General features: G+C 63.5%; 26 protein-coding genes. 9 read left to right on the forward strand and 17 right to left on the reverse strand.

Going from position 1 to position 26,599, the window contains the following annotated elements; translation table 11 throughout:
- Positions 1–23: 23 nt before the first annotated feature.
- From QQS38_RS05550 to QQS38_RS05590, 9 genes are all read right to left on the reverse strand, one after another.
- Positions 24–1,013: an ABC transporter ATP-binding protein gene (locus tag QQS38_RS05550; protein ID WP_479644369.1), complete on the reverse strand. Its 990-nt coding sequence runs from the start codon at positions 1,011–1,013 to the stop codon at positions 24–26.
- Positions 1,010–2,026 (reverse strand): ABC transporter ATP-binding protein, encoded by a 1,017-nt coding sequence (locus QQS38_RS05555; RefSeq protein WP_479644370.1) that lies wholly within the window; start codon positions 2,024–2,026, stop codon positions 1,010–1,012. The genes QQS38_RS05550 and QQS38_RS05555 overlap by 4 nt, the downstream gene beginning before the upstream one ends.
- Complete coding sequence (locus QQS38_RS05560) at positions 2,023–2,910, reverse strand: ABC transporter permease (RefSeq protein ID WP_479644371.1); 888 nt, start codon at positions 2,908–2,910, stop codon at positions 2,023–2,025. Before QQS38_RS05560 ends, QQS38_RS05555 begins: the two co-directional genes overlap by 4 nt.
- Positions 2,907–3,848, reverse strand: a complete 942-nt coding sequence (locus QQS38_RS05565; RefSeq protein WP_479644372.1) for an ABC transporter permease — start codon at positions 3,846–3,848, stop codon at positions 2,907–2,909. Before QQS38_RS05565 ends, QQS38_RS05560 begins: the two co-directional genes overlap by 4 nt.
- Positions 3,845–5,014, reverse strand: a complete 1,170-nt coding sequence (locus QQS38_RS05570) for an NAD(P)/FAD-dependent oxidoreductase (protein WP_479644373.1) — start codon at positions 5,012–5,014, stop codon at positions 3,845–3,847. Before QQS38_RS05570 ends, QQS38_RS05565 begins: the two co-directional genes overlap by 4 nt.
- Positions 5,011–6,408 (reverse strand): FAD-dependent oxidoreductase, encoded by a 1,398-nt coding sequence (locus tag QQS38_RS05575; protein ID WP_479644374.1) that lies wholly within the window; start codon positions 6,406–6,408, stop codon positions 5,011–5,013. The genes QQS38_RS05570 and QQS38_RS05575 overlap by 4 nt, the downstream gene beginning before the upstream one ends.
- Positions 6,405–6,800, reverse strand: coding sequence for a (2Fe-2S)-binding protein (locus QQS38_RS05580; protein ID WP_479644375.1), 396 nt, complete (start codon positions 6,798–6,800; stop codon positions 6,405–6,407). Before QQS38_RS05580 ends, QQS38_RS05575 begins: the two co-directional genes overlap by 4 nt.
- On the reverse strand, positions 6,781–7,941 hold the full coding sequence (locus QQS38_RS05585; protein WP_479644376.1) for an NAD(P)/FAD-dependent oxidoreductase: 1,161 nt from the start codon (positions 7,939–7,941) through the stop codon (positions 6,781–6,783). The genes QQS38_RS05580 and QQS38_RS05585 overlap by 20 nt, the downstream gene beginning before the upstream one ends.
- Before the next feature lie 103 nt (positions 7,942–8,044).
- Positions 8,045–9,616, reverse strand: a complete 1,572-nt coding sequence (locus tag QQS38_RS05590; RefSeq protein ID WP_479644377.1) for an ABC transporter substrate-binding protein — start codon at positions 9,614–9,616, stop codon at positions 8,045–8,047.
- 29 nt (positions 9,617–9,645) lie between these two features.
- Here QQS38_RS05590 and QQS38_RS05595 point away from each other — a divergent pair, with 29 nt between their 5' ends.
- Both QQS38_RS05595 and QQS38_RS05600 read left to right on the forward strand, forming a co-directional pair.
- Positions 9,646–9,918: a hypothetical protein gene (locus QQS38_RS05595; protein ID WP_479644378.1), complete on the forward strand. Its 273-nt coding sequence runs from the start codon at positions 9,646–9,648 to the stop codon at positions 9,916–9,918.
- 55 nt (positions 9,919–9,973) lie between these two features.
- Complete coding sequence (locus tag QQS38_RS05600) at positions 9,974–10,753, forward strand: NAD/NADP octopine/nopaline dehydrogenase family protein (RefSeq protein ID WP_479644379.1); 780 nt, start codon at positions 9,974–9,976, stop codon at positions 10,751–10,753.
- 29 nt (positions 10,754–10,782) lie between these two features.
- Here QQS38_RS05600 and pqqD read toward each other — a convergent pair whose 3' ends face one another.
- Together pqqD and pqqA are read right to left on the reverse strand one after the other, a co-directional pair.
- Entirely contained in the window at positions 10,783–11,070 is a 288-nt protein-coding gene (gene pqqD, locus QQS38_RS05605) for a pyrroloquinoline quinone biosynthesis peptide chaperone PqqD (protein WP_479644380.1), read from the reverse strand.
- Between the two features lie 56 nt (positions 11,071–11,126).
- The gene (pqqA, locus tag QQS38_RS05610; protein WP_479644381.1) at positions 11,127–11,285 is read right to left on the reverse strand and encodes a pyrroloquinoline quinone precursor peptide PqqA; all 159 of its coding nucleotides are present in this window, start codon (positions 11,283–11,285) and stop codon (positions 11,127–11,129) included.
- Between the two features lie 229 nt (positions 11,286–11,514).
- Here pqqA and QQS38_RS05615 point away from each other — a divergent pair, with 229 nt between their 5' ends.
- From QQS38_RS05615 to QQS38_RS05640, 6 genes are all read left to right on the forward strand, one after another.
- Positions 11,515–12,909, forward strand: coding sequence for a HAMP domain-containing sensor histidine kinase (locus QQS38_RS05615; protein ID WP_479644382.1), 1,395 nt, complete (start codon positions 11,515–11,517; stop codon positions 12,907–12,909).
- Positions 12,906–13,553, forward strand: coding sequence for a response regulator (locus QQS38_RS05620; RefSeq protein WP_479644383.1), 648 nt, complete (start codon positions 12,906–12,908; stop codon positions 13,551–13,553). Before QQS38_RS05615 ends, QQS38_RS05620 begins: the two co-directional genes overlap by 4 nt.
- A gap of 164 nt (positions 13,554–13,717) precedes the next feature.
- Positions 13,718–14,863, forward strand: coding sequence for a pyrroloquinoline quinone biosynthesis protein PqqE (gene pqqE / locus QQS38_RS05625; RefSeq protein ID WP_479644384.1), 1,146 nt, complete (start codon positions 13,718–13,720; stop codon positions 14,861–14,863).
- Positions 14,864–14,973: 110 nt separating this feature from the next.
- Positions 14,974–15,471 carry a urate hydroxylase PuuD gene (locus tag QQS38_RS05630; protein ID WP_479644385.1) on the forward strand — a complete coding sequence of 166 codons (498 nt, stop codon included), beginning with the start codon at positions 14,974–14,976 and terminating at the stop codon, positions 15,469–15,471.
- A 5-nt stretch (positions 15,472–15,476) separates the two neighbouring features.
- Complete coding sequence (serC, locus tag QQS38_RS05635) at positions 15,477–16,604, forward strand: 3-phosphoserine/phosphohydroxythreonine transaminase (protein WP_479644386.1); 1,128 nt, start codon at positions 15,477–15,479, stop codon at positions 16,602–16,604.
- The gene (locus QQS38_RS05640; RefSeq protein ID WP_479644387.1) at positions 16,601–17,353 is read left to right on the forward strand and encodes a hypothetical protein; all 753 of its coding nucleotides are present in this window, start codon (positions 16,601–16,603) and stop codon (positions 17,351–17,353) included. Before serC ends, QQS38_RS05640 begins: the two co-directional genes overlap by 4 nt.
- A gap of 91 nt (positions 17,354–17,444) precedes the next feature.
- Here the strand turns inward: QQS38_RS05640 and QQS38_RS05645 are convergent, their stop codons facing one another.
- The 5 genes from QQS38_RS05645 to QQS38_RS05665 form a co-directional block, all read right to left on the reverse strand.
- A complete protein-coding gene (locus QQS38_RS05645; RefSeq protein WP_479644388.1) occupies positions 17,445–18,275 on the reverse strand; it encodes an inositol monophosphatase family protein in 831 nt (276 codons plus the stop codon).
- On the reverse strand, positions 18,272–19,345 hold the full coding sequence (locus tag QQS38_RS05650; RefSeq protein ID WP_479644389.1) for an ABC transporter ATP-binding protein: 1,074 nt from the start codon (positions 19,343–19,345) through the stop codon (positions 18,272–18,274). The genes QQS38_RS05645 and QQS38_RS05650 overlap by 4 nt, the downstream gene beginning before the upstream one ends.
- Positions 19,342–21,522 carry an ABC transporter permease gene (locus tag QQS38_RS05655; protein WP_479644390.1) on the reverse strand — a complete coding sequence of 727 codons (2,181 nt, stop codon included), beginning with the start codon at positions 21,520–21,522 and terminating at the stop codon, positions 19,342–19,344. Before QQS38_RS05655 ends, QQS38_RS05650 begins: the two co-directional genes overlap by 4 nt.
- 9 nt (positions 21,523–21,531) lie before the next feature.
- Positions 21,532–22,557, reverse strand: a complete 1,026-nt coding sequence (locus QQS38_RS05660) for an ABC transporter substrate-binding protein (RefSeq protein WP_479644391.1) — start codon at positions 22,555–22,557, stop codon at positions 21,532–21,534.
- Between the two features lie 197 nt (positions 22,558–22,754).
- Positions 22,755–23,798, reverse strand: a complete 1,044-nt coding sequence (locus QQS38_RS05665) for a LacI family DNA-binding transcriptional regulator (protein ID WP_479644392.1) — start codon at positions 23,796–23,798, stop codon at positions 22,755–22,757.
- A 428-nt stretch (positions 23,799–24,226) separates the two neighbouring features.
- Here QQS38_RS05665 and QQS38_RS05670 point away from each other — a divergent pair, with 428 nt between their 5' ends.
- Entirely contained in the window at positions 24,227–25,420 is a 1,194-nt protein-coding gene (locus QQS38_RS05670; protein WP_479644393.1) for a porin, read from the forward strand.
- A gap of 199 nt (positions 25,421–25,619) precedes the next feature.
- Here the strand turns inward: QQS38_RS05670 and QQS38_RS05675 are convergent, their stop codons facing one another.
- The gene (locus QQS38_RS05675) at positions 25,620–26,366 is read right to left on the reverse strand and encodes an SDR family NAD(P)-dependent oxidoreductase (protein ID WP_479644540.1); all 747 of its coding nucleotides are present in this window, start codon (positions 26,364–26,366) and stop codon (positions 25,620–25,622) included.
- Positions 26,367–26,599: the final 233 nt, after the last annotated feature.

The raw sequence follows: 26,599 nt of genomic DNA on the forward strand, positions 1-26,599 counted from the left end.
TCGAACGCGTGCCGTCGCCATGACTAGGTCGATGCGATCGCACACCCCTGCAACGGAAAGTAGCAGGCGACTCGGCGTTCCGATGCAACCAGGTCCAGATCCGGCGCCCGCTCCATGCACGCGCCGGCCGCGCGCGCGCACCGCGGATGAAAGGCACAACCCGCCGGTAGGTTCGTAGGCGAGGGGATTTCGCCTTCGATCTTCGCAAGCACGATCCTGTTGCTCGGATCGGGGACGGGCGATGAGTCTCGCAGCACGCGACTGTAGGGGTGCGCAGGCGCATCGAGCAACGAACGCGTCGGCCCGCTCTCGACGATGCGGCCCAGATACATCACGCTGACCGTATCGCAGAACTGCCGTACCACCCCCAGGTCGTGCGAGACGAAGACGAACGATAGGCCTCGCTCTTTGCGCAGCTTCTCGAGCAGTTGAAGGATCTGCGCCTGCACTGAGACATCGAGTGCTGAAACCGGCTCGTCAGCAATGATGAGTTCGGGATCGAGCACGAGGGCGCGCGCGATGCCGACACGTTGACGCTGCCCGCCTGAAAATTCGTACGGGTAGCGCTCGAGCGCATCGAGCGGCAAGCCCACGTCGATCACGGTTTGCGCGACCTTATCGGCAATCGCGCGAGCGTTGCCCCGCCGATGGACCCGCAGCGGCTCCTCCAACGTTTGCCGCACGGTCCGGCGTGGGTTGAGCGACGCGTAGGGATCCTGAAACACTATCTGAATGCGCTGCCGCAATGCGCGCATGTGGGCCGCGCTCGCACGCCGCAGATCGATGCCGTCGAAAATGATCGAGCCGGAATCGGGCTCGATTAGGCGCAGCAACGTGCGCGCAACCGTGGATTTGCCGCAGCCGGATTCACCCACGAGGCCCATCGAGCTGCCCCGACGCACGGCGAAAGAGACTTCGTTGACGGCGCGCACGACCTTCTTCGGCGCATCGAATCGGCCGCCGCCGCTGACGAAATGCTTGACGAGATTGTCCACGCGCAAGAGTTCGCTCATAGCGGTGACTCCGAATTGGTTCTCAACTGTTCGACGTTGACGGGGCAACGCACCCAATGCCCCGGCGTGCTGCCCGGCACGGGCAGCAGATCCGGATGCGCCTGCTCGCATCTGGCTTGCCGATGCCTGCAGCGCGCCGCGAACGCACAGCCGGAGGGCATCGCCGCAAGCGAGGGCGCTTGTCCCGATATGCCCTGGAAGTCATCGAGATCCACGTCCACGCGCGGCATCGCACGCAGCAACGCCTGCGTGTAAGGATGCGTGGGCTGCGCGAAAAGCGCATCGACGTTCGCCAACTCGACGATCTCGCCCGCATACATGACTGCGACGCGATCGGCGATTTGCGCGACGACCCCAAGGTTGTGCGTGATGAACAACACCGACATCCCGTGGGCCGCCTGCAATTGCGCGAGCAACGCCAAGATTTGCGCTTGGATCGTGACATCCAACGCAGTCGTGGGTTCGTCGGCCACTAGCAGCGCGGGCTTGCAGGCCAACGCCATGGCAATCATGGCGCGTTGGCGCATGCCGCCGGAAAACTGATGCGGGTAATCGCCGAAACGGTTCGCCGCGCCCGGGATGCCGACTTCCCGCAACGCCTCGAGCGCGCGCCGGCGCGCATCGGCATAAGACACGTCATGATGTTGACGGATGGCCTCGACGATCTGGTCGCCCACGCGCATGGTGGGATCGAGCGAAGTCATCGGATCTTGGAACACCATGGCGATTCGATCGCCGCGCACCTGCGAGAGCTGGGCTTCGGACAACGTCGACAGATCGCGTCCTTCAAACAGAATCTGCCCGCCGCCATGACGCGCGGCCGCGCCGGGAAGCAAACGCAAGATCGATAGCGCGGTCACGCTCTTGCCGCTGCCCGATTCGCCGACGAGCGCAACGGTCTCGTTGCGTTCGATCGTCAATGACACGCCACGCACGGCTGCATGCCATTGCCGCCGGATGCGAAATTCCGTTCGAAGCTCGCGAAGCTCGAGGACTGGCGAAGGCTGCGTCATCGTTTTTCTCCACGAAGCTTGGGATCGAGCGCATCGCGCAAGGCATCGCCCAATAGGTTCAACGCCAACACCGTCAGCAAAATGGCAACGCACGGAAAGACGATCAGCCACCAGGCGTCGAGTATGTTGTCGAAACCATCGCGGATCATGCCGCCCCAGGTCGCGATCGGCGGCGGCACGCCCAGGCCCACGAAGCTGAGCGAGGCCTCGGTGCGGATCGCCGTGGCCATCCACATCGATCCGAGCACGATCACTTCGGAAATCATGTTCGGCAGGATATGCACCGCCATCAAGCGAATCGGCCCGAACCCGAGCGCCCGGCCCGCCTCGATGAAGTCACGCTGTTTGAGCGCGATCGTCGGCGCCCGCGCGACCCGCACGAACGGAGCGATCTCCGTAATGGCGATCGCCACGATCAAGTTCTGCAAGCTCGCGCCGAGCATGGCGGCCACCATCAGCCCGAGCAATAGCGCGGGAAAGGACAGCAGCACGTCGACGAGCCCCATCACGATTTGGTCGACCCAGCCGCCGAGATACCCCGCCAAGATGCCGAGCGAGGAGCCCACGACCATCGCGATCAACACGGCGAGAAAACCGACGAGCAACGAAATGCGCGCGCCGTAGATCAAGCGCGAAAGAACATCGCGCCCGTAGCTATCGGTGCCGAGCCAATACTGCGCCGAGGGCGGATCCAAGCGGTAGGCGATGTGCTGTTGAATTGGATCCTGCGGTGCGATCCAGGGCGCGAACAGCGCGGCCAATACGACGACCGCCAGAAGAAACAAGCCGACCCAGGCAATGCGGTTGCCGAGTAACGTGCGCCATGTCTTGGGGGGACGGCTGACGGGCGCGCTGCTAGGGGAAGAAGTTGCGACAGTGCTCATTTGTATTTCACTCGCGGGTCGATCCACGCATAAGCGAGGTCGGTCAATAGATTGACGACGATCACGCAAAACGCGAAGACGATCATCAGGCCTTGCAACAAGGTGTAGTCGCGCGCGTTCAACGCGCCGAGAATCAGCTTGCCTATTCCGGGCCGGTTGAACACGATCTCGGTCAAGACCGAATTGCCGATCAGCGTGCCGAAGTACAAGCCGACGACGGTCAAAATCGGGATCAGCGCATTGCGCAACGCATGGCGCAGAATCAGTTGACCAGGTCGCAGCCCTTTGGCGCGAGCCGTGCCAATGTAGTCTTCGCCTAGCACGTTGAGCATCGACGAGCGCGTGACGCGCGTCACATAAGCCGTCATGATGAGCCCGAGGTTGAAGGCGGGTAGCACGAGACCGCGCCACTGTCCCCACGGGTTGCCCGAGGTCGTGCTGCCTATGACGGGAAACCAATCGAGTTCGATGGCGAAGGCGAGCAGCATCAAGATGCCCGAGACGAAGGCCGGGAACGATAAGCCCGCCAACGAGAGAACGCGCGTGAGATAGTCGGGCCACGCATTGCGCCGCAGCGCAGCCCAAATGCCCAAGGGCAAGCCCAGGCCGATACCGACGACGACCGCCGCGACGGTCAGTTGCAGGGTCCAAGGCAAGACGGCCGCGACTTCTCGCAACACGCTTTGTCCGTTCGAGAGCGAACGGCCCAAGTTGCCGCTCAGCACATCGCCCACGAAATGCACATACTGCGTGTGCAACGGCAGGTCCAGACCGAGCTGCTTGCGCAATGCCGACAGCGCCTGGGCGCTCGCCTGATCGCCCAGCATGGCGGCGGCCGGATCGCCCGGCACGAGACGCACGAGCACGAACACGGCGGTCAGCATCGCCAATAGTGTGGGGATTGCAAGCAGCAGGCGTTTGACGGTATATCGAATCATGCGGAAACCTCCGAAAGCGAAGCGGCCATCAAGCGGCGCGCACCGAGGGCCGCGATCGGGCGGCGGGTCGAACCATCGACGATCAAATCCGCCAGCGCGGCGCCGACCACGGGCGCGAGTTGAAAGCCGTGACCGGAATAGCCGAAAGCATGGAACACGCCCGGCGCGTTGACCGCGGGCCCCACTACCGGAAGCAAGTCGGCTGTCTTCGCTTCGAGGCCGGACCACACTCGCACGATCCGAATGTCGCGCACGTCAGGAAACAAGTCGGTGGCCGCGCGCGCTCCTTTGGCCAATATGCCCATTCGCACCTCGGAGGTCTCCCGGTCGAGATCGGGCACGCCCTGCAGTCCGCCGCCGATCACGAGCGTGCCCTGGTCCGCTTGCTTGAAAGACAGCGAGCGGCCCATGACCGAGACGACGGGTTCGATCATGGGCGCGACGCGCTCGGTGACGATCATCATCGAAGCCTTCGTGCCGAGCGGGATGGAATCGCCGACCATTGCCGCGACACGCCCCGCCCAGGCCCCGGCAGCATTGACGAGAGCGGGCACGACGAGCCGGTGGGCATGCCCCGGAGCGCCGCCCCCAGCATGATCGATGTGCAGCGTCCAATCCGGCCCATGCCGCTCGATGCGAGCTACGCCAGCGCCCTCGCGAATCACGACACCGACCGCTTCGGCACTGCGCCGAAACGCGGCCAACGTGCGATGCGGATCGGCTGCGCCGTTATCCGCCGCAATCGACGCGCCGACGCAATGCCCGCTGATCGCGGGCACGCGCCGCTGCAGTTCCTTGCGATCGATGATCGCTTCATGGGTGTACCCCCTTGCGTTCAGATCGGCGACGCGTGCCTCGAGCTTCGACAGATTCGTCCCGTCTTCGGCCACGCAAATCTGCCCGTGCGCGTGAAAACCGCATGTATCGCCCACGAGCGAGCCGATGCGGTGCCACATCTGCATCGCCTCGAGCGACAGGTCCAATTCGCGCAGATCGCGATTGAGCGTGCGCACGCCGGCCGCCGATGCGCCCGACGCATGTCTGCCCACCCACGCCCGCTCGAGCACGACGACGCGCTTACCGGCGCGAGCAAGATGCAACGCAGCCGACAATCCGTGCAGTCCGCCGCCGATCACGGCGACATCGAATACGGTCTGGCTCGTCAAGTGTCGCTCCCCGCGTCGAGCGATGCCAACTCGCCCAGCGTCAACGGTTTCAACGGCGGCCGGATCCGATAAAACCCGACCTGCTCGATGCGCTTGCCATGCGCCCCCGCCAGAATATGCGCGACCGTGTATCCGCATTGACGTCCCTGGCACGGCCCCATGCCGGCGCGCGTAAACGCCTTGATCTGGTTCGGTCCCGGCTGGCCGATGCGAGCAGCTGCCCGGATCTGGCCTGCCGTCAGTTCCTCGCAACGGCACACCACCGTATCGTCGGCCGGATCGAACAGATCGGCGCGCGGCGGATACACGGCATCGAGCAGAGGACGAATCGAAAGCTGGGCCGCGAGCTGCCGGCGCAATGGCGCGGCAAGCCGCCGTGCGGCATCTGCGTTCAACTTGCCTGCGCGCATCGCAATGCCGAGCGCGGCCAATTTCCCCCGCGTGCACGCAGCGCGCGCCCCCCCTATGCCCGCGCCGTCGCCGGCCGAAAAAATGCCGGGCTTGCTCGTTTGCCCCCATTCGTCGAGCTTCGGCGCCAGGCAGCGTTGATCGTCGCGCCACTCGTGCTCGCAGCCCAGCGCCTGCGTGACATGAATCGAAGGCACGATGCCTTCATGAATCAGCAACGAGTCCAAGGCGACCCGCTGCGATTGCCCATCGGCGGTGCGAAAACATAGATGATCCAAGCGCGCTTCGCCTTCGCCACGCAATTGCGTCACACCGCGCACGATGGGAAAGCCCGCGCGCTGCAATTCGCGCGTCCAACCCAACCCCTCGATCAAGTCCTTCCATGCGCGCATGGCGCCCGCCAAATGCGGCAAAGCGCGCGACCAGCCGCCGGGCGGCGTCGTATCGAGCCAACCGGCGATCGTGCCACCGGCGCGCAGCAACTGCACCATATACAGCAGCACGAGGGGACCACTGCCGGCGATCCACACCGGACTCGCCGGAATTTCGCGCGCCGTCTTGAGCAGAATCTGCGCCGCGCCTACGGTCAGCACGCCCGGCAACGTCCAGCCCGGAAACGGCGCGGGCCGCTCCTGCGCGCCCGTGGCCAGCAGAACGTTCGCCGCTTGCACGCATTGCGCCTTCTGCTCGCGGCTCATGAACACCTGCCAGCCGGGTTCGATTTGCCATACTTGCGTGCGCGGCTCGTATAACGCGCCGCTCGCGCGAAACGCCTGCGCCAGGGGCAAACCGGCGGCATATTCTTCGCCCAGCAAATCGCCGACGCGCGTGCTCGCGCGTGCTTCCACCGCGCGCCAGATTTGGCCGCCCGGCGCCTGTTGATCGTCCACGACGAGCACGCTCAGACCGTGGCGGCGCGCGGTCAGCGCGGCGCTCATGCCCGCGGGACCGGCCCCGACGATCAGCAAATCGACTGCGCGGCTCATCGTGGCGCTCCTTGCTGCGGGGCTTCCTGCACGCCTTCCCGAACTGGGCTGCCGGCGGCGGGAGCCGCGCCGGAGGCATCGTGCGCGGCCATTGCCGACAATACGCGGCGGCCATGTTGCCGCGCGATGCACATGCCGTCGCGAACGGGCACGAGACAGGTCTGGACCGAGGCCATGCCGTCGACGTTCGCGAGGCACTCGAAGCAAACCCCCATCATGCAATACGGTGTGCGTGGACTGCCGTTGACCGGGGTCGTGCGGGAAATCGGCGGGTCGAGCCGGAGCAAGACGGCGGCCACGCTTTCGCCGGGCTCGGCACTGACCGCCAGCCCATCGATCGTCACCGTCACGGTGGGGGTGTTCTCCCCCGGGTCATGCAGTTTGCGGAACATTGAAGCGTCCATGGTGAAAGATCTGTAGTTCGTCCGGAATCCGTGCTTGCGCGAATGCTGCGGCCAACGGCCCGGCGTGGAAAGCCGCGAGCGTGATGCCGGAGTGGCAGAGGGCGACCCAAGCGCCGGGATGCTCGCTCGACTCCGCATACACGGGGGAGCCATCGGGGGTCATGACACGCAGGCACGACCAGTGCCGTACGAGTTGCGCTTGTCGCAGCGCGGGCACGATGCGGCCCGCTTGCCGGCTCATATGGGCCGCCGCCGCAGTGGTCGTACTCAGGTCGTAGCCCACTTCTTCCTGCGTCACGCCAATCATCACGGTGCCTTCGCCCGTTTGCCGTAGGCCGCTGGCCGGCAACGGCAGCAGCGGCGCCAAGCGTTCGGTGACCAGCAATTGCCCTCGTTGCGGCCTCAAGGGAACGTCGAGTCCCACCATCGGCCCGAGCGCGGACGAACCTAGCCCAGCGGCGATCATCACCCTTGCCGCCTCGAACCTCTTGGACCCGGCATACACCGCGAAGCCGCCCCCGGTGCGCGGCGCAATGCGCGAGACGGGACTGTTCGTGCGCAAGGCGCCGCCGCGCTCTTGCAACGCGCGCTGCAAGGCCGCCAGCAAGCGCAGTGGATTGACATGACCATCGGTCAGGCCAAAGCTCGCACCGCTCACGTCCGGCCCAAATTGCACCTTGGGGAAGAGACGTTGCAGTTGCCCGCGGTCGAGCATTTCGGTGCAGCTTTCATAACCGGGCAATTGATCGGCCCAGCGCGCGAGCTTCTCGGCCCGCTGGTCCCACTGCGCTTGACCGATGCAGAAATGAATACCGCCTTCGGCACGGTAGTCGAGTTCGATGCCGCTATCGGCCGTCAATTCGCGCGCGAACTCCGGCCACAACGACGCGCTGCGGCGCGACAGCGCTTGATAGGCGGGCTGGCCGTACCCTTTTCCTTGCACCCAAACCAGGCCGAAATTCGCTTTCGCCGCGCGCAAGTCGCCATCGGCGCCGTCCAGAACCAGCACGCGCAGGTTGCGCCGCGCCAAACCGTAAGCGACCGCGGCGCCGACGACACCACCGCCGACGACGATCGCGTCGTACGATTGCGGGTCTCGAATATATTCAGGACTACTATCTAATTTCATTGAAGTATCAGGAAAATGACACCATCGGGCCGGCTCCGTCACGCGGCGTCGTTATCGACGATTCGAGCGGGACCCGTCGATGCTACGAGACCTCGATACCGCTTCAGTGGCTCGCCAGCGTGGTTTTCTCCGTGATGAGCGGCGCAAGGTTCAGCGAGCCCTTCAAGTCGTAGCCGTACTGCACCTTGTCACTGTGCACCCAAACCTGTAGCAAGCCGAACAGGGGCACCGAACACACATCCGCGTGAATCTTCTGCTGGGCGCTCTTCCATAGCGTCAGCTTCTTGCTCGGATCGGGTTCCACGCGCGCCGCACGGATATCGGCATCGGCTACGGCACAATGCGAGAAGTTCGACATCGCGGTCGGTGTATTCACCGATGCCGCCGAATCGTAGAATTCGCTCAACCAAATGTCGGCGCTCGGATAACGCGCCGCACCGTAGAAGACGAGCGCGCTCAAGTCCTTCCGGCTCTCGGCCTGATACGTCGAGTGATCGACGATCTGCATTTCCAACTTGATACCGGCCTTGGCCAATTGCGCCTGAACGATCTCCATGATGGGCTGCTGCGCCGAGATGTTCGACACGATCGACCTGATCGTGATGCCGTTCGGATATCCCGCCTCGGCAAGCAGCTTGCGTGCATTCCCAACGTTGTAGGCATACCCTCCGCCCGAACAGTCTTCGCCTAGGTAGCCGGGCGGGACCGACGAACACCCTTTGACGGCAACCTCGCTCCCTACGTAGTGCATGATCTCGTCGACATCGATCGATGCCGCGATGGCCTGGCGCACCTTGATGTTGTCGAGCGGCTTGATCGAGCGGTTGATGAACAGCGTCCGATATTCCGCCGGTTGGAAGATATCGATATGCACGCCGCTGCGTTTGCGCTCGCGTTCCACCCAGCGCTTTTCGCGCTTGCCGTAGATCACGTCGAGTTCGCCCGAGGACAAGGCCAGCTCGCGATTGCTGTCGGAAGGAATCATTCGATAGGTGATGCCCGCAAGCTTGGGCGCGCCGCGGAAGTATCGATCGTTCGCCACGAGTTTCACGTATTGCTGCGTGACATGCTGGCCGAATGCGAACGGCCCCGTGCCGATCGGGTGGCTGCCGAATTGGCTGCCGTATTTCTCGGCCGCCTTCATGCTCACGATATAGCCCCCGTGATAGTTCGAGACGCGGCCGAGGAACGTCGCATCGGGGTACTTCAAAGAGACGCGCACGGTATAGGGGTCGAGCGCTTCCACCTTGTCGATTTCCGCGAAGTCCGCCGCGAAGCTCGAGCGTTTCGGATCGGCAGCTCGCTCGAGCGAATAGACGACGTCGGCCGAAGTCAGCTCTCCCCAGCCGCCTTGAAACTGCACTTGGCGACGCAGCTTGAATGTCCACACCTTGCTGTCTTTCGACGCTTGCCAACTCTCGGCAAGATCGGGTTCGAGCGACCTCGCGTCCGCGCTGCCGGGAGCGAACCGCACGAGCGCGTTGAAAATCTCGGCGACCACGCCCACGTCGTTGGTCGAGGTGGCGCGATCGGGGTCGAGCGTCACGATGTCCTCGGCGCCGGAGCTCACGCGAATCACGGGGCGGGAATCGCTCTGCGCAACCGCCGGGAGCGGAAGCGATGCAATCGCGGCAACGAGCATCGAGACAAGCGAGGAAACGAAGCGACTGTTCATTGTGGTCCGTTCTGGGTCGAGACGCGTGGATGAAACGCATCGTGAATGAGCACCCCAACGGTAGGACCATCAATTTTATGTGTCAAAGACCGGTATCCGCCCAGGCTATTCCGCAGGGTTATATATCGGGTTATCCCTATCGAAACGTCACGCTACGCATGCCGGCCGGCGCGCCGTCGCGGGACCTCGATCGTATTTGCGGGCGCTCGGCCGCCCAGCGGCGCAAGCCCGAGGCGATCGATAACTTCGCGGAATGCAAACCCAGCGAATCGGACTTGGACTTCGCCCGCCCGCCTCTCTAGACTCGATCCGCTCCATCCAACGCTAAAAAAAAAACGCCGCAATCAGGAGTGATCCATGCGAATCGGCATTCTCGGAGCGGGCGCGGTGGCTTATGGCGCAGCCGCGTATCTCAACGAAAGGGGACACGAACCGGTCCTTTGGTCCCCATCCGGAAAGCGCACGGCACAGTTGGCCGCAGGGCTGCCCCTGGTGGCGAGCGGCGCCGTCGACAGATCATTTGCGCCGCACATCGCTTCATCGTGCGCCGACGCCATTGCCAGCGCCGATGCGATCATGATCGCGTTACCCGCAAATGGACACAAGACGGTGATAGACGCCGCGGCGCCTCACATTCGCCACGGCCAACCGGTCATCGTCAGCGGACACCTTTCGTTCGGCGCGCTTTATCTATCGAAGCGTCTCGCTGCGCGAAACGTGCGAGCGCCCATCGGCCGTTTGATCGAAGCGCTGGACACCGAGCGCTTGAACATTGCCCGAACACTGGGCCTGGCCGTGAAAACCGTGCAAGAGCACTTCGCACTGTCATACCGCGTTCCGATCGGCGGCGTGTCGGACATGAATCAGGAAAGGCACCGTCTTGGGCTCGGGGGCTTCGGTCCAAATACGATCGAGACGCGCTACGTGCTCGAAGACGTCCCGTTCGGATTGGTGCCCATGGTCCTTCTCGCGCGCCGCGTCGGGTCTCGAGCGATCTTGCACGAGTCCGGCATCGCCCTGCTGTCGGCCGCGTACGGACGTGATTTCGCACGGGAGAACGATCTCTTGCCCGAACTAGATCTCGACGGGCTTACCGTACCCGAGTTGCAACGGCTCGCGCGCGACGGCTACCCGTGACCACCGGCAGCGCCCACGTCTTCTTGCCGTTACCAGCGCAGCCATCCTTTGCCGCGCGCGACCTCGACGAACGCGCGAGCGCTCTCTGCGATCTGCGCATCGGCGCCCGGAAAGGCTGTCTGCAGTTCGCTGACGATCGCCGAAACGCTGCGCGCGCCATCGCAGCGCTTCAAGATTTCACCGGCGCTCACATTGAGTTTGACGAGACCTTCGGGATACAGGATGACGTAAGCATTCTGACTGTCTTCCCAGCGGAAAACGAAGTGCGGCGCCAGGCGCGGGCGCACGTCGTCAGTGACGGACGAATCGATGTTCATGGCTCGATGAGCGCAGGCGTCGGACGGAGACGCTGCCGCTTCCGTCCGGTCGCCTTTTAGCGCACGTAGACGTAGGCGGTGACCTCGAAGCCGAGGCGGATCTCGCAGAAAGCCGGATTTTCCCAAGTCATATCAAGTCTCCTTTTATTTCGGAAAGGCAACATGCCATCCGTGGGCCGATTATTGGCTTCGAATCGAGCGCGCTCCAGCGGCATCTCGCCAAAAAAGGCTCATGAAAATCATGACTCCACGACGCACCGCTGTCTCGTTTTGAAGCAATCTGCTGTCGCACGTGTCTCGCATTGAAACAAGCAAGGGCAGGCAAGCGGCCACGCGCCGCCCCGCAGCGACTCGCCGCTAATTGTGGTATCAAATTTGCATGTTTAAATTTTCAAGAACCGGGGCGCCATAGCCCTCGCTCCACAAGAGGGAGTGCATGAGAGGATGACAACACTACGACGACTCAAGCCATTGAGCCTGCATACCCGCATCGGCCTGGTATTGACGGTGCTCGCCGCCATTCTGATGACGACGCTCGGCGCGCTGTGGGTGAGGCAGACACGCGCCGCGATTCATGAAGAAGTGACGGCCGCCGCACGCGTGGCCGAGCAATGGCTGACGGCCTCCGCCGCCGAGCTGAGGGCGCAGCCGTCGAACGCCAACCGCGCGCGCCTCATGGCGCAAATCGTCGCCGTGGGCCGGATTCGCGCCAACGCGCTCGAAGTGATCGACCTGGGCGGATCGTGGCGCTATTTGTCGCCGCCGTCGAGCTACAAAGCCGGTCGCGCGGCGCCCGCGTGGTTCGCCGCGCTCGTCGAACCGGCGTTCACCGCCTGGCGTATCGATGCGGCAGGACTCACGCTCGTCCTTCATCCCGATCCGTCGCGCGCGACGCTCGATGCCTGGGACGACTTGTGCGCCATGGCCGGTTGGGCCATCGTCCTCCTGTCCGCTTTGTTCATCGGGGTGCGCCACGCGCTCGAGCATGCGCTGCGCCCGCTCGGTCAGATCATGACGGCGTTGGACCGCACGGGTGCGGGATGCTTCGACACGCGTCTTCCCGCCTTTCCGATACCGGAGCTGGGGCGCCTTGCCAAAGCGTTCAACGGTATGGCCGATCGCCTCGCGCAGGCGGTCGACCACAACGTGCGCCTCGAGAGCGAACGGGAATTGGGAGAGCAAGTGCATGCAAGGCTCGAAGCCGAACGCCGGCATATCGCGCGCGAGTTGCATGACGAATTGGCGCAAGGCATTACGGCAGTGCGTGCGCTGGCGGGCGCCATCGCTCAGCGCACCGACGAAAAAAGCGCATTGCGCGGCCCGGCCGAAAGCATCATCGCCGCGACCAATCAAATGCAAGACGGCGTTCGCACGATCCTGCATCGTTTGCGCGACGCGCCAGGTCACGATGCGTCCGCTACGCATGCGCCGCTGCGGCACTACTTGCGCATCTGGCAGCAGCATTACCCGGACATCGCATTGACGGCGACATTCGCGGAGCACGTGATGCCGATCGCGGAGACGATCGACCACGCGATGTTGCGGATCGTTCAAGAAGGGCTGACTAACGTGGCCCGTCACGCCCGCGCGACACGCGTCGACGTAACGGTGCGGCGCTCGGGCAACGGCAAATGGCTCGAACTCGTCGTTGCCGACAACGGCGGCGGCCTCGCCGTCGCCTCGCGCACCGTAGGCAGCGGCTTGGGCCTGGCCGGCATGCGAGAGCGCGTACGCATGCTCGGCGGCGAATTCGTTTTCGAACCCGGCACCGGCGGTGGCACTCGGCTCGGCGTACGGCTGCCCGCGATCGCCCCCGCGCCTTCGGAGCGTCCATCATGAGTCCCTCTCTCGCCGGTCTCAGCGTGCTGTTGGCCGATGATCACGCCATGGTCCGCATGGGTTTTCGCCTGCTGCTCGAGGGAGCGGGAGCCACCGTGCCGGCGGAAGCCGAAAGCGGCGAACAAGCGCTTCGTCTTTACGATGAAATCAAGCCCGACGTATTGACGATGGACGTGTCGATGCCGGGCATCGGTGGTCTTGCCGCGCTCGAACGGCTGCGCGCCCATCATCCCGCCGCGCGTGTGCTGATGCTGTCGGCCCATCACGATGCCGTGATTCCGGTGCGGGCGCTGAAGGCGGGCGCCGCCGGCTATCTGTGCAAGCGTTGCTTGCCGCAGGAATTGATTCAGGCCGTGCGGCTCGTCGGGCACGATCGACGTTATCTCGATCCCGAACTCGCGCAGCAGGTGGCGTTGACTCAACTCTCCGGCGCCGCGCATCCGGCCCAAGCCTTGACCGACAAGGAGTTCACGGTTTTTCTGCAACTCGCGCAGGGCCGCTCGGTCAACGAAGTCGCCTGCGATTTTCACCTGAGCGCGAGCACGGTCGGCACGCATCTTTATCACATCAAGCAAAAGCTCAACGCGAGCAACGCCGCCGAATTGGCGGTCATCGCCATGCGCGCCGGGTTGATCGAGGCGTGAAGCAACCGCCGTCCCGCACGCTCATGAAAATCACGAGGCCGCTTTACCCGAAACCGCGAGCGCGTTCTCCATGGATTCGCGTCGTCACGCTCGCGGCGCGGGCCAAAAATATGTCGAAAGGGTGGGCGCATCGCACCACCTGATGGAGGAGAGAGGAAACGGCTATGCCTAAGGAATCCCACGGAATCAGCCTCGACGGTCAAGGCCAGCCCCTGTGGCTCACGCTCGAACTGACCTACCGCTGTCCGTTGAAATGCGCGTGGTGCAACAACCCGCTCAATTTCAAGGACTACGCGAAGCGCGAACTCTCGACGCAGGAATGGAAAGAAGTCCTACGCGATGCTCGCGCGTTGGGCGCGTTGCAGCTCGGTTTCTCCGGCGGCGAACCGCTGGAGCGGGACGATTTGGAGGAACTCGTCGCCTACGCCGACTCGATCGGCTTTTACACGAACCTCATCACCTCCGGCATCGGGCTCACCGAGCAACGCATGATCGCGCTCAAGCAAGCCGGCCTGAAGCAGGTTCAGCTATCGCTGCAAGCGATGCGGCCGCAACTGAACGACGAGTTGGTCGGTGCGAAGGCGCACGCGCACAAGCTCGAAGCCGCGCGCCGCATCAAGGCGCACGGCTTGCCCATGGTGCTGAACATGCCGGTGGGCCGGCAGAACATCGGCGAGATCGATGCGGTCTGCGAATTTGCCGCCGAGATCGGCGTGGAATACATCGAATTCGCCAATATCCAGTACTACAACTGGGCGCTGCTCAATCGCGACGAGCTCATGCCCACGCTCGAGCAGGTGCGGGAAGCCGAAGCGACGATTCGGCGCTGGCGCGACAAACTGGGCGAGCGCATGACGATTTATTTCGTCATTCCCGACTATTACGAGGGCCGTCCCAAAGCATGCATGAACGGCTGGGGCGCGATCCATCTGACCATCGCACCCGATGGCGTCGCGATGCCCTGCCAGGAAGCGCGCGTGATCCCGGGGCTGGTGTTCGAATCGGTGCGCGAGAAGCCGCTGTCGTGGCTGTGGCACGAATCCGAACTGTTTCGCCGGTATCGCGGCCTCGATTGGCTGCGCGAGCCCTGCCTTTCATGCGCCGAAAAGGAAAAAGATTTCGGCGGCTGCCGCTGCCAGGCCTTTCTACTCACAGGCGATGCGGCCAATACCGATCCAGCCTGCAGCCGCTCGCCGCATCATCATCTCGTGCAACAGGCCGCGAGCCAAGCGACGCAGCCGCTGCGCTTTCGCAAGCCCCTCGTCAAACGCAGCGGCAGCGGCGTGTCCACGGCTTTCATGGAGGATTGAATGCGCCACCCTTACGACACCGCCACCGGCACGATCGTGCTGGGCGCGTTGATCAGCGCAGTGCTCGTCGCCATCGCGCGGCTTTTGATGACTTGAGGAGGTAGCGCGTGATGACGATCGATCTTCTGCTGCGCTGGACGCATTTCATCGCGGGCATCATTTGGGTCGGCCACAACTACTCCAGCGTCATTCAACGCCCGAGTTGGCGGCCGCTTGCGCGCGCGGACTTGAGCGACGACCAAAGCCCTCGCTTTCAAGCGCTGCTCAATCGCGAGCACGGCATCTTCCGCTGGGCCTCGGTCATCGCCTGGTCCGCGGGCATATTGATGCTCTGGCGCCGCGGCTGGCTGCCTGGTGCGCTCTCGCTGCAGGGCGACCTCGCGCCGATCGGCATCGGCATGTATATCGGCACGCTGATGATGGCGAACGTATGGCTCGTGCTCTGGCCACATCAACAGAAAGTGCTCGGGCTCAAACCCGCGGCGCTCGACGAGCGCCTACGCTGCGCGCGCATTACGCACCTGTCCTCGCGCACCAATACGATGTTGTCGATCCCGCTGCTGTTGTTCATGGCTGCGGGCGCGCACGGCGGCATTGCCGCGGGTTGACGAGCATGATCTCGACCTCGTCTTGCACGGTCGCGCAAAGCGACGCGGCGTGGAGCTTCGCGGCCGGGCCTTCGCGTCTGCCCGATGCGGTGCTCGCGCGCGCCGGCGAGACCTTGTTTCGCCGCGATGCGCATGGGACCGCGGCGATCGAGCGGCCTTTCACGGGCGACGATTTCCGCGAAGCGTTGGCGGGCGCACGCACGCGTCTCATACGGCTGCTCCAAGTGCCGCAGGACTACCGGGTGCTGTTTCTAGCAGGCGGCGCGATGCATCAATTCGCGGCGGTGCCGATGAATCTGATCGATTCGGCGGCGAGATTGAGGCGTGCCGCCTATGCGGATTCCGGCTACTGGTCGCGCCGCGCGATGCAAGAGGCGAGCCGTCATGCGCCCGTGATCGTGGCGGCAAAGCATGCCGGCAGCACGCCGCTCGCGGCGCCTGCGCTATCCGATTGGCAACTGCCGCACGATAGCGCCTACTGCCATATCACGGTGAATGAAACGGTCGACGGCGTGGCATATCCCGCATTGCCCGTTACCGGCGACGTTCCGCTCGTTGCCGACGCGACCTCGTGCATACTCAGCGCGCCGCTCGACGTATCGAGGTTCGGCCTCGTCTATGCCAGCGCCCAGAAGAACATCGGCCCGGCCGGTCTCACGATCGTCATCGTCCGAGAAGACCTGTTGCAGCGCGCCGCGACGGCCGCGCCGGCGCCCTTGCATTACGGCATGCAGGCAGCGCAGGGAAGCTGTATCAATACCCCGCCGACGCTCGCCATTCTGATTGCGGCCCTTGTCTTCGAATGGATCGAGCAATGCGGCGGATTGACGGCGATGGCCGAGGTCAACCGACGCAAGGCCGCTTCTCTGTATCGCGCGATCGATGAGAGCGACGGCTTCTACATCGCTCCGGTCGCACCAGGGCATCGCTCGATCACGAACGTCCGATTCCATCTCGCCAACGACACGCTGACCGGCCATTTTCTCGATGAAGCCGAACGTGCGGGGCTCGCGCATCTGCGCGGCCACCCTCACGTTGGCGGGCTGCGCGCCAGCCTCTACAACGCGATGCCGGAAGCGGGCGTCGACGCATTGATCCGTTTCATGACGCAATTCGCGAGGCGGTACGGATGAGCGCGAACCGATGGCCCAGCCGGCTCGGATTGGCCGGCGGAATCGATAAGGATGGAGCGCGGGCCGCCGAGTTGCTCGCCATGGGCTTTGGCAGCGTCGAATTCGGCACGGTCACCCCGAACCCGGAACCGGGCAGCCATGGCGGCGTGCGTTCGCTCGCAGCGCGCTTGGCGGCACTGCCTTCGCGCGAACGAAGCACGACTCGCATCGGCATTGGCCTTGGCATGCAGGCTGCCGCGCCCGCGGCGCTGGCTGAGGAATGGACGGGCGGCCTACGCGAAAGTTGGGCTGCAGCCGATTATTTGAGCTTCAATCTGAGCGCGCGCCGATACCGCCCGCTGCTGGCATACGAGCACTGGAATTTACTCCTGCGCGCGTTCGCTGCCGTCGCTAGGGAGCGAGAGCGCAGCGCCGCCGGCGCGCAGCGGCACGTCGGGCTCGCGCTCAAGCTGCCGCTCGGTGCGACCGGCGAGTTTCCGCTGTTGCTGGCCGAAGCGGCCGTCGACGCGGGGTTCGATGGGGTGATCGCCGTGCTGCCCGAAGACCCCGCACGAATCGAGCGGCTACAAGCGCTGGCTACGCATCTCGACGGCCGGTCGGCGTTGATCGCCGTAGGGGGCATTCGGACCGGCGCCGACGTGCGCGCCGCCGTCGACGCCGGTTCGGACGGCGTTCAAGTTCACACGATCTTCACCGAGCTGGGGGCGCGCTGTCTGCCGCTGCTGGCCTGCAACGACGCCGGCAGTTGAACCCCGTGGCCGCGGACGAATTCGCCACGCAGTCGGCGTAGCGGACCCGACCCCGTGCTTCGTCAGGCCGTCCAACGAACTGCAACGGTTCTCAGGCTTGCGTACCGTCGATCAAAGCAAGCAAGTTCGCGTACATCTCCCCGCCGGCAGCGATGATCGGATTTCCCTCGAGCAGCCCCCCATCGGCGAAGAAATCGTTGACCGCCCCCCCGGCCTCGCGTACCAGCACGATCCCCGCCAAGCAGTCCCAAGCGTTGATATGCGGCTCGTAATAGCCGATCAAACGCCCCGCTGCAACGTACGCGATCATAAGCGCACCCGATCCGTTGCGGATGAACATCCCACCCTCGCGCAGCAGCCGATCGAGAAACGGAATGAAGACGCCCGGCTCGACCCGATGGGAGAACCCTACGCCGAGCACACCCTCGCAAACCGAGCGCGCCGGGCTCGCAGTTAACCTTGTCTCGCCCACGAACGCACCCTGCCCCCGCGCGGCATGAAAAAGCTCGCCGCTATTCGGATCGAACACGACGCCGACAGCAGGCTCGCCGTCGATCAGAATGCCGATCGAGACGCACCAGGCGTGCATGCCGTTCAGGAAACAACTCGTTCCGTCGATCGGATCGACGACCCAGACGACGCGTTCGCTCTGCAACGCGGCTGATGCCCCGCTCGCGCTCTCTTCGCCGAGAAACGCATCCTCGGGAAATGCATCGTTCACATATGCGCGGACGATACCTTCCACCTCGCGATCGGCCATGCTGACGACGTCCTGCAAGCCCTTATGCTCGACTTCGAGCGCAGCGCGATTGCGAAACAGTTGCAGCGCACGCTGGCCGGCTTCCCTTGCGATCATGCGCGCTAGCATATAGCGGGCATCGAGATCGATCGAAACAGGCGTGGGCGACTCCGTGGCTGTCATGCATGCGCTCCCACGATCGCTGCGCCGTGCGCTTTGAGCTGCAGGCCAACCCGCGCGCCGCGGGGGAAAATCTGATCCAGACGATGACACACGACGAAGAGCTCTCCAAGTTCCGATTGAATGGCGTACTGCATTTCTCTGCCGAGATAGGTGGCGCGGCTCACTTCGCCGATCAGCGCGGCGTCGCCGCTCGCGACCTGCAGCGCGATCGCTTCGGGACGCAACGCAATGCGGACCGGCCCCGTTCGTGTGCCCGCATAGGGAAGGTCCACCACCGCGCTGCCGATCAGGCAGTTCGCGGTCTTGCCGTTCGCGCTACGAATCTCGCCGTCCACCAGGTTGGCGTTACCGATGAAGTCCGCAACGAACTCGTCGGCAGGGGCCTCGAAGATTTCTCGCGGCGAACCTTGCTGAACGATCTTTTTACGGTTCATCACGACGATCTGATCGGAAATGGCTAGCGCCTCTTCCTGATCGTGCGTCACATAGACCGCCGTCAATCCCAGCTTCAGTTGCAAATCCCGAATCTCGTCTCTCACGCGGGTTCGCATTTTGGCGTCGAGATTCGAGAGCGGCTCGTCGAGCAGCAGAACCTCGGGCTCGAGCACCAACGCCCGCGCAACGGCAACGCGTTGTTGCTGACCGCCCGATAACTCGCTGGGCGAGCGATCTTCCAGATCGGCGAGACCCACGAGCGCGAGGGCCGCGAGCGCACGTTCGCGCGCCTGCTTTTTTGGTTGGCGCGCCACCGTCAACCCGTAAGCCACGTTTTCGACCACGCTCATGTGCGGGAACAATGCATACGACTGGAACACCATGCTGACATCGCGTTCCGCCGCCGACAGTTCGGTCACGTCGCGGCCGCCGATCGAAATGCGGCCTTCGTCGACTCGCTCCAATCCGGCGATCATTCGAAGCGTGGTCGTCTTGCCGCAACCGCTGGGACCGAGCAGCGTCACCAGTGTCTTCGGTTCGATGCTGAAACTGATGTCGTCGACAGCGACGCTTTTGCCATAGCGCTTGGTTACCCGCTCGAAAGCGAGTGAACCGCGTTGCTGGTTTTCTCTCATGCTGCATTCTCCTTCAGTACGGCGCGCGGCTTGCCCGCGGATTGGACACGGGTCCGAGCGCGCAACCGGCGTGTGCCGACGAATCGTTGCGTCAGCAGAATCATCAGCAGCATGACGACAACGAGCACGCTCGCATAGGCGATCGCTGTACCGTAATTGCCGTTCGAGACAAGGCCGATGATGTAGGACGTGGCCATGTCGTAATTGGCGCTGACCAGAAAGATCACGGCGCTGACCGACGTGATGGAGCGCACGAAGCTATATACCAACGCCGAAGCCAACGCCGGGCGCAGCAGCGGCAGAATCACCCGGCGGATGGTCGTGAAACTGCCAGCGCGCAGCATGATGGAGGCTTCGTCCAGACTCGCATCGAGTTGGCGCATTGCGGCGATGCCGCTGCGCAGCCCCATGGGCATGTTGCGAAAGACAAAGCACAGCACGAGGATCGCCGCCGTTCCGGTCAGTTCGACCGGGCCGGAGTTGAAGGTCAGCAGATAGGCAATGCCGATCACCGTGCCCGGAATCGCAAAGCTGAGCAACGTGCCGAATTCGAAGAGGCGTTTGCCGGCGAAGCGCTGACGGATCAACAGCCACGCCGCGAGCATGCCGACGAGCGACGTCAACGGTGTGGCGATCGCGGCAATGCTGAGCGTCGTGAAGAACGACGGCCACGCCTGGCCGTGCCAGTGCAAGCCGCCGGCATCGCCCGAGACGCCGAACGCATCGAGGTAATGCGCGAACGTCAGACTGTTGTCGACGCCCCAAATCTTGACGAAGCCACCCAGCAGCATCATGCCGTACACGACGAGCGTGAATCCATACCAGGGCAGGGCCACGCACCACAACCCGATTTGGAGGCGGCGATCGAGCGCGGCGTGCGCGCCGCTATCGGCCTTGCCCGATACCGTGACGTAGGATTTGCGGCCGAGCCACAGGTTTTGCAGCATGAAGGCGCCGAGTGCGAACACGAGCAGCACGAGACCGAGTCCGGCCGCGCGGCCGGGATCGTTCTGCGCACCGACGACGGAGAAATAGATTTCCGTGGACAGCACATGGAAATTTCCGCCGAGCACGATCGGATTGCCGAAATCCGCCATGCTCTCGATGAAACACAATAGGAAAGCGTTGGCCAGGCCAGGGCGCATCAGCGGCAACGACACGGTCGCGAAGGTCTGCCAGCGCGATGCGCCGAGCGTTTGGGAAGCTTCTTCGAGCGAGGGCCCCACCCCTTCGACCACGCCGATCAGCGTCATGAATGCGATCGGCGTGAATGCAAGCAGTTGCGACAGACACACGCCCGGCAGGCCATAGAGCCACCGCCCGGGCCTCACGCCGAACAGATCCGCGATCAACATCGTCAGTGCGCCATTGCGGCCCAGCAACATAATCAATGCGAGCCCCAGCACGAACGGCGGCGTAATGATCGGCAGGACGCTCAGGCTGCGTAATATCCGAACCCAGCGCGCCGACGTGCGCGCCACCAGCAATGCGAAGACGATGCCGAGCAACGTCGAACCGGCCGCACTCGCCACGGCGAGCGCCAACGTGTTCCATGCCACGCCGCACGTGCGGCCTGCGGACAGGCACGCGAGCTCCCACACACTACGCGAGGCGACTCGCGGCAGGACGGCCGCCAGCGCAAAGCGGCCATCCGCATCGCCGAACGCATCGAGCAGAATGCTCCCGACCGGCCAAAACACGAACATGCCGATCAACGCCACCACAATGCCGATTGCCGCGGTAACGAACAGATCGCCGCGACAGGCGCCGCACAACGCCGCCCCGCTAGTCGACATCACGATGAACACGGTGGCCGCGAGCAACGCACCGGCACCAAGCCCGGCCGGTGCGCCCGAGTGCGCCGTCACGCCCCATGCCAGCCAAGCAATCGTCGCGAGCCCGGCTGCCCCGCTCAAAAGCCAGACGATGCCAAGCCGTCGTCGAGTAGAAATGATGGCTACGGCGGCCGCGGCAACGACAAGCCATCCGAAGAGTCCCCACAGGGGCGCCAATCCGAAGCGCGCGGCTTGCAACAATGCAGACGCACCCGAGGCCGATTCGAATACCCCCGGCGCGAGCCAATGCAGCGCGAACACACCGCTGTCCTGTTGGTACCAAGGCAGCGCAACGAGTGCAAAAGCGCCGAGAGCCAGCCAAATCGACAGAGTCTTTTTCATCAGCGTGCTTCAGTTACCGTGAGAATAGATTTCCGAAGTCCAGCGCTGCAACAGATGCTTGCGCGTCTGCGGCGAACCGTATTTCGCGAAGTCGTAATCGATCAACTTGATCGAGGCCAGGTTCGGCGCCTGCGGCGGCACCTTCGCTTGCGTGTTCGACGGAATTTGATAGGCTTTGGCGTCGACCGCCGCGCTTTGCGTATCGGCGCGCAGCGCGAAGTCGTAGAAGCGCTTGGCCTCGGCAAGGTTCTTCGCCCCCGCCACAATGCTCATGCCGCCGATCTCGTAGCCGGTGCCCTCGCATGCGGGCGTCACTGCGATCGGAAACCCGGCCACCTTCTGCTTGATCAGGTCGTGCATGAATTCGATCGCCACGGTCGACTCGCCGCGCGAGGCGGCCTCGCCGGGCGCGACGCCCGTATCCGTGTATTGGCTGATGTTCGCATTGAGCGCACGCATGTAGGCGAACGCGTCGTCTTCACCGAAAAGCTGCACGAGCGTGGCGAGCGCGACGTACGACGTTCCCGACGAATTCGGATTGGCGATCTGGATCTCACCCTTGTAGGCCGGGTTCAGCAGATCTTTCCAACACTTGGGCACGGGCAGCTTGCGGGCTTTCAGCTCATTTTCGTTGTAGCCGATTCCCAGCACGCCCTGATAGATTCCGACCGAGCGGCCCTGCGCCACCTTGGCGAACCCCTGCGCCCATGGCTGCAGTTGCGCTTGCAACGGCGACTGATACGCCTGAGTCAGATTCTCGAACGCCGCCTGTAAATGCGCATCGCCCGAGCCGGCCCACCATACGTCGACCTGCGGATTCTTCGCCTGCGCTTGAATTTGCGCGAAGCTTTCCCCCGCGCTCTTGCGGATCATGGACACCTGCACCCCGCTGTCCTTCTCGAAGCGCGCCTTCATCAATTGACACCATTCGAGGTCTGCTGAGCACAGCACGTTCAACTTGCCTGCAGCGTGCGCGACCGACATGACGCATAGCCCCAAAACGAGAGCGACCGAGCGCCGCAAAATGCTTTTCATGCGATTGTCTCCAGTTATTTATATGTCGGTGCTCGACGGTCAGGGCTGCTGCGGCGGGGTAGCGTCAGCATTCAGACGATGATCGAGCGGAAGTTCACCATCGCTGCGAAACAGTTTTGCACACGAGTGCAATCTAACATCAAGCGAAGGCTTGTTCAACAAGAGGCGTGTAAAAGACGTCGTTGCGAACCCGGGATTTACCCGGATAGCGGCCCCGCCGTCTCGCGTTCGACGAAAGAAACAGGGACCACGCGCACTTGCGCCGGCAACTCGAAGTCGTTCATCCGCTCGACCAGCACTTGTACGGCGCAGCGCGCGAGTTCCTGCACGTTCTGTGCAACCGTAGACAATCGATAGCTGTCCAGCGCGGCATGCTGGATATCGTCGAAACCGATCACACGAATATCTTCCGGGACACGCTTGCCGAAACGATGCCGCACCGCGTCGATAAAGCCCAACGCGATCATGTCGGTGGCGCAGAAAACACCGTCGGGAATGCCGCGCGACCGCTTCAAAAGCGTGTTGGCGGCCTGCTGTCCACCTTCGTAACTATCGGTCGAGGTGTTGCACAGTTCGACTTCGCCTTTGCGCCGCGGCAATTCTTCGAGCGCGTCCACGAATGCATCGCAGCGCGCCTTGCCGCTGAAGTTGGAAATGTGCGGCCCGATGAACGCGAAGTGTGTGGCGCCCGACTGCACGAGCCGCTGCGCGGCCATCCGGCCGCCCGCGTCGTTGTCACTGTTGACCACGTCGGCGCCATCGAGCTCCGCCGCCCGATTGACCATCGCCACCGGAATGCGACGGTTGACGTATTCGCGCGCCAACGCGAGCGGCGGCGCGCCGGACGTCATGATCACGCCGGCGATCCGATAGCTCAACAAGATTTGCAACGAATGGGCGATTTGGTCGGCGTCGTCGGCATTCATCAGGATCGGCAGGAAGCCGTGCTCGCCTAGGTAATGGGCGAGCGGCGCGAGCAGCTTGACCCGGAAGGGGTTGGTCAGCCCCGAAGTAATCACGCCGACGAAGCTGCTGCGCCCCTGAATCATGTTGCGCGCATTGATGTCCACCTGATACCCAAGTTTTTCCGCCGCCTGCATGACCTGTGTTCGGGTCTTGCTGGAAATGCTGGCGCCAGGGGTGAACGCACGCGAGACCGCCGAACGCGACACGCCGGCGAGTTTCGCTACATCTTCAGCGGTCGCCCAGCTTTTCTCCCGCTCCTTCTCTCTATCGTTCATGTGCGTCCCACGCGCTCCAATCGTCTACGTCGCCGAGCCGCTAGCTTACCAAACAGATCGGAATCGCACACGTGTTCACTATTCAGACCTCCGACCGCGACGACAACACGACGACGCTCGCATCCGATTCCGTCCCGGGCATCGGAAACTGCCGCGCCATTCGACACACGCGCAGCACGAGGCGCGACCGGCAACGCGCTCGCGAAGCCGGACATCGGCAACCACGCCCCTTGCGAATCGGTCGGCACACAGGCGGTTCGCCTGCTATGCGGGTAAATGCTCACGTGTTTTTGTGAGCATACCGGTTGAAAGCAAATAAAAACTACCTCAAAGTTGCACTCGTGTGCAAAACCACACGACTTGTCGCGCCCGACCCTTACGTAGGAAGACAAAGGTTCGACCGATTACTCGAAAAACTGGAGACATGCATGTCAACGAAATCCTCCCGCCACCTCGCTTGCGCTTTACGGTGGCTCGTTCCGGGCTGCACGCTGTTCGCCGTGCACCTAGCCTGCGCGCAAAGCAGCGTGACGCTGTACGGCGTCGTCGACGATGGCATCGCCTACGTCAACAATTCGCAGGGCGCATCGCGGACGTACTTGCGAGCCGGCAACCTGTCCACCTCGAAGTTCGGTTTTCGCGGCGTCGAAGACCTTGGCGGCGGCGTCAAGACGATCTTCCAACTCGAAGCCGGCTTCGATCTGAACACGGGCGCCAATTCGTCGGCGGGGCTGCTGTTCAATCGCCAGGCGTTCGTGGGATTGCAGAGCGCCCGGGCCGGCACATTGACGGCCGGCCGCCAATACACGCCCTACTACTTGTTCCTCGGCCCTTATGCGAGCAGCAACTGGCTGACTGGCGCAACGGGCGCGCAGCCCGGCGATATCAATGGCCTCGACAGCAGTTTTCGCATCAACAATTCCGTGTCGTATGTATCGCCGACCGTCGCCGGATTTACCGTCGGCGCGCTCTATGGTGTGGGCGGGGTGGCGGGCAGCCTCGGACGCGGCCAGACCGTCAGCGCGGCCTTGCGTTACGTGAAAGGCCCGCTCAGCGTGGCCGCCGGCTATCTGAAGATGTACAACACGGAGCTCGCGAGCGGTTTCGATAGCGCGTCGACGGCGAATATCCCGACTTCCTCGGTCAACGCCGGATACGTATCGGCGCGCAGCATCCAGCATGCGGCAATCGCCGGCAACTACACGATCGGCGGCCTGACGCTCGGCTTGAACTATGCGAACGTGCGTTACGCGCCGGGCAATCGGTCGCTGTTCCGCGACACGGCCATGTTCAATACCTACAGCGGGCTCGCCGCGTATCGATTCACACCGGCGTTCGCCGTGGCGGCCGGCTATTCGTATACCGCTGCATCGAAGGCAAACGGCATCGCGTCGGCCGCGCACTATTCGGAGGTCTCGCTCAAGGAGGCGTACAGCCTGTCCAAGCGCACGACCTTGTATGCGCTCCAAGCCTACACCCATGCCAACGGCAAAGCACTCGGCGCGAAAGGCGGCGGACAGGTGATCGACGCTGCAGCACTCGTCGGCGATTCACAAAACTCGACACCTTCGTCGGCAGGCAATCAGCTAGTCTTCATGCTCGGCGTGACCGCCACCTTTTGATCGATTTTCCTTTGCCCGGTATTGCACTTCGAGTGCAATACCGGCGCTTGGAACCTTCATCGAACCGGGAACGGGGGTATTCCGCTAGGCCGGGCCGACGTTAATATCGTTGCCGTGACAGGGATCCCGCATAAGTTCTGAGCGGCATTCGCGCGCCGCCTGATCCTTGCCGAAGGACGAGGCGCCGCGCGGGCGAGCCTTATCGCATGCCTCCGCTGGCGACGATATGTTCGCCCGTGAGCCATCTTGCGTCGTCCGACGCGAGGAAGACCACGGCCGCCGCGATGTCGTCAGGCTGCCCCACGCGGCCTAGCGGCGTCTGGCTGACCATGAACTGCTCCATATCCGATCCGATCACGCCGGCGCTCCGCGTGCCCTCGGTCACGATCACGCCGGGATTGATTGCGTTCACGCGGATCTTCTTCGGCCCCAACTCGCGCGCGAGCACGCCTGTGATCGCATCGACGGCGCCTTTGGTGCCGCTGTAGACAGCGCTCTCCGGTGGCGTGAGGGTCGATGCGACGGAACTGACGTTGACGATGCTCGCGCCTTCGCCGAGATGTTTGACCGCGGCTTGCGTGGTGAGCAGCAGGCCGAGCACGTTCGTGTCGAATTGCTTGCGGTAATGCGCTTCCGTGATCGCTTCGACGGGCGCGAATTCGTAGACGCCGGAGTTGTTGACGAGGATGTCGAGGCGGCCGTAGGTCTCGATCGCCGTGTCGACGATACCCTGCGCGTCGGCGCCCTTCGATACATCGCCGCGCACGGCCACGGCCTTCCCTCCCGCCATCGTGATCGCCGAGACGACGGCATCTGCCCCGTCCTTGCTGCTGGCGTAATTGACCACGACCGAAGCGCCTTCGGCTGCAAGCGCCTTCGCAATGGCGGCGCCGATGCCTTTCGATGCACCCGTGACAACAGCCACCTTCCCTGTAAGTTTGCTCATCATGCTTCCCTTCGCGAAACTTGCATCGTTGATCGGGACCGGCGTCTCGGCTGACATGCAGCGTTCGGCCGGCAACGAGACCGAATATAGGAGCCCGCACGGCCGCGATAAAGCGGCCTAGCGCGAATTGACTAGTGGGATCGGCCGAATAATCGGCAGCAGGCCGAGCTGCGCGGCGCTGTGGGATCGCGCCCGGCGACGAACTTTTGATTGATAACCGGAAAACATCAATC

This window comes from Trinickia sp. Z7 (genome assembly GCF_056498045.1).

Bases quoted from the DNA above. Each gene is read 5' to 3' on its own strand.
- QQS38_RS05550 (WP_479644369.1), bottom strand. From the start codon at position 1,013: ATGAGCGAACTCTTGCGCGTGGACAATCTCGTCAAGCATTTCGTCAGC.
- QQS38_RS05555 (WP_479644370.1), bottom strand. From the start codon at position 2,026: ATGACGCAGCCTTCGCCAGTCCTCGAGCTTCGCGAGCTTCGAACGGAA.
- QQS38_RS05560 (WP_479644371.1), bottom strand. From the start codon at position 2,910: ATGAGCACTGTCGCAACTTCTTCCCCTAGCAGCGCGCCCGTCAGCCGT.
- QQS38_RS05565 (WP_479644372.1), bottom strand. From the start codon at position 3,848: ATGATTCGATATACCGTCAAACGCCTGCTGCTTGCAATCCCCACACTA.
- QQS38_RS05575 (WP_479644374.1), bottom strand. From the start codon at position 6,408: ATGAGCCGCGCAGTCGATTTGCTGATCGTCGGGGCCGGTCCCGCGGGC.
- QQS38_RS05580 (WP_479644375.1), bottom strand. From the start codon at position 6,800: ATGTTCCGCAAACTGCATGACCCGGGGGAGAACACCCCCACCGTGACG.
- QQS38_RS05585 (WP_479644376.1), bottom strand. From the start codon at position 7,941: ATGAAATTAGATAGTAGTCCTGAATATATTCGAGACCCGCAATCGTAC.
- QQS38_RS05590 (WP_479644377.1), bottom strand. From the start codon at position 9,616: ATGAACAGTCGCTTCGTTTCCTCGCTTGTCTCGATGCTCGTTGCCGCG.
- QQS38_RS05595 (WP_479644378.1), top strand. From the start codon at position 9,646: ATGAAACGCATCGTGAATGAGCACCCCAACGGTAGGACCATCAATTTT.
- QQS38_RS05600 (WP_479644379.1), top strand. From the start codon at position 9,974: ATGCGAATCGGCATTCTCGGAGCGGGCGCGGTGGCTTATGGCGCAGCC.
- pqqD (WP_479644380.1), bottom strand. From the start codon at position 11,070: ATGAACATCGATTCGTCCGTCACTGACGACGTGCGCCCGCGCCTGGCG.
- pqqA (WP_479644381.1), bottom strand. From the start codon at position 11,285: ATGCCGCTGGAGCGCGCTCGATTCGAAGCCAATAATCGGCCCACGGAT.
- QQS38_RS05615 (WP_479644382.1), top strand. From the start codon at position 11,515: ATGACAACACTACGACGACTCAAGCCATTGAGCCTGCATACCCGCATC.
- QQS38_RS05620 (WP_479644383.1), top strand. From the start codon at position 12,906: ATGAGTCCCTCTCTCGCCGGTCTCAGCGTGCTGTTGGCCGATGATCAC.
- pqqE (WP_479644384.1), top strand. From the start codon at position 13,718: ATGCCTAAGGAATCCCACGGAATCAGCCTCGACGGTCAAGGCCAGCCC.
- QQS38_RS05630 (WP_479644385.1), top strand. From the start codon at position 14,974: ATGACGATCGATCTTCTGCTGCGCTGGACGCATTTCATCGCGGGCATC.
- serC (WP_479644386.1), top strand. From the start codon at position 15,477: ATGATCTCGACCTCGTCTTGCACGGTCGCGCAAAGCGACGCGGCGTGG.
- QQS38_RS05640 (WP_479644387.1), top strand. From the start codon at position 16,601: ATGAGCGCGAACCGATGGCCCAGCCGGCTCGGATTGGCCGGCGGAATC.
- QQS38_RS05645 (WP_479644388.1), bottom strand. From the start codon at position 18,275: ATGACAGCCACGGAGTCGCCCACGCCTGTTTCGATCGATCTCGATGCC.
- QQS38_RS05650 (WP_479644389.1), bottom strand. From the start codon at position 19,345: ATGAGAGAAAACCAGCAACGCGGTTCACTCGCTTTCGAGCGGGTAACC.
- QQS38_RS05655 (WP_479644390.1), bottom strand. From the start codon at position 21,522: ATGAAAAAGACTCTGTCGATTTGGCTGGCTCTCGGCGCTTTTGCACTC.
- QQS38_RS05660 (WP_479644391.1), bottom strand. From the start codon at position 22,557: ATGAAAAGCATTTTGCGGCGCTCGGTCGCTCTCGTTTTGGGGCTATGC.
- QQS38_RS05665 (WP_479644392.1), bottom strand. From the start codon at position 23,798: ATGAACGATAGAGAGAAGGAGCGGGAGAAAAGCTGGGCGACCGCTGAA.
- QQS38_RS05670 (WP_479644393.1), top strand. From the start codon at position 24,227: ATGTCAACGAAATCCTCCCGCCACCTCGCTTGCGCTTTACGGTGGCTC.
- QQS38_RS05675 (WP_479644540.1), bottom strand. From the start codon at position 26,366: ATGAGCAAACTTACAGGGAAGGTGGCTGTTGTCACGGGTGCATCGAAA.